The organism is Terriglobia bacterium (assembly GCA_036496425.1).
GTDB lineage: Bacteria > Acidobacteriota > Terriglobia > 20CM-2-55-15 > 20CM-2-55-15 > 20CM-2-55-15.
In genome coordinates this window covers 1-1,530 of record DASXLG010000302.1, presented here as the reverse complement: position 1 = coordinate 1,530, position 1,530 = coordinate 1, and the positions used below count along the sequence as shown (strand labels likewise).

At 56.9% G+C, this 1,530-nt stretch carries 3 protein-coding genes; 2 read left to right on the top strand and 1 reads right to left on the bottom strand.

Annotated elements, in window-relative coordinates; all coding sequences use genetic code 11:
* Together VGK48_21820 and VGK48_21815 are read left to right on the top strand one after the other, a co-directional pair.
* On the top strand, positions 1–108 hold a 108-nt coding region (locus VGK48_21820; GenBank protein ID HEY2383822.1), incomplete at its 5' end, for a proline hydroxylase.
* Complete coding sequence (locus VGK48_21815) at positions 93–1,130, top strand: hypothetical protein (protein HEY2383821.1); 1,038 nt, start codon at positions 93–95, stop codon at positions 1,128–1,130. The genes VGK48_21820 and VGK48_21815, both read left to right, overlap by 16 nt.
* Before the next feature lie 142 nt (positions 1,131–1,272).
* Here VGK48_21815 and VGK48_21810 read toward each other — a convergent pair.
* The coding region (locus VGK48_21810) for a hypothetical protein (protein HEY2383820.1) at positions 1,273–1,530 on the bottom strand (258 nt) is incomplete at its 5' end.

The window sequence follows — 1,530 nt, the reverse complement described above, 5'->3', positions numbered from 1 at the left end:
ATCGTCTTTTTCCCGTGCGAACAGCTGCATGAAATCACTTCGGTGAAGTGTCCGTCTCAACTCTTCGCCGACAGCCGCTTCACCCTAAACGGATGGCTTCGTCGATAAACAACTCGGCTTGGCTCGAATGGATGGCGGGACTTATGGGAGGAGTGTCGCAGACGTACTCCGCGACACTCCCTCCGGACCGCTTCTATTGCCTGCTCGACGAGTTGCCCTTGCATCTCGTGCCGCGACCGGCGAGGGCGGCAACCTCGGCGCAGGCCGACTGCGATCTCTTTTTGAATCCGGATTGCAGGCTTTATGTAGGAGAGGAATTGCCGGAGGAGCTTGCATCGCAGAACGAACTGTTACCGGCGTTCGCATTACAAGGAACCATCGCGTGGCTGCGCGACGCGAATACCCGTTCTTTGGTTCCGTTCTGGTTGGGACCGAAACTGGAGTCCATGGTTAGGGAACTGCGAATCGACGAGCCGATTCCAGATTCGGTGCCTGCGTCCGCGAGATTCATTCTGGAGAGCGCCGGAATTCTGGTTTCCGCGGATTCGATCGCCCGACAAGGTGTTGATCGGGAAGAGGCGCTGGGAAAGGCGGCGGAGTTATTCCGAAAGAAGGGATACGCCCCGCTTCACGACCTGATCCACCCGTTTCACATTGCGGCTCTGCGTCGCTACTATCGCTATCGGATCCGGACTGGGGCGATTCCGCTCGGGGATGGCCAGAGTCCACGCCGCTACGTTGCCTACAATGATCCGGTCGCGCGCTTCTTTCACCGGCACATTGCTATCCCATTCAGTGCCGTAGCTGGGGAGCCGGTCAAGGCGTCTTATGTGTATATGGCCTCTTATACGAGCGGCGCGGAACTGAAGAAGCACGTCGACCGGGAGCAATGCGAGTTCAGCATTACCTTGTGCCTGGACTTCTCGCCGGAGCCCGCGCTTGCCACACCGTGGCCGATCTCTTTGGATACTCCAAAGGGAAAGGTTACCGTGTATCAGGCTTTGGGAGACGGCTTGGCCTATCGCGGAACCCGCTTGCCGCATTACCGTTCGAAACTGGGGGAGGGTCAAACGTCCACATCGATTTTCTTCCATTATGTGGCGGCGGATTTTGCGGGATCGCTGGACTAGTCACCTCTTAGACATTCCCATCCACGACATCGAGGGCTTCCGGCCGACGTATGGTCCCTCAGGGCGGCTTTTGCCGCCCTTCAGGATGACATCGTAACAGGAATCTTTGCTGCGCTTTCCAGACCTATTTGCACGCCAGATTTTAGTGCAATCCGGAAATGAGGTACAGGACCGAAAGAGTCTGATTGTAGCTGTAGGCGAAACTCTTGCCGTCGCGGCTGACGACAACGGGCGCGACCATGACAACGCCGGCGGGAGATCCCGGTTTGAGCTCCTGAAGTGGAGTTTCCTGGCCCGTTGCCAGATTCAGTGCATACGCCTTGGTCGGAAACTCTCCGACATGATAGCCGTATAGCGAAGAACCATCCTCAGACCATTGCACCGGGTTGAAATTAGTCTT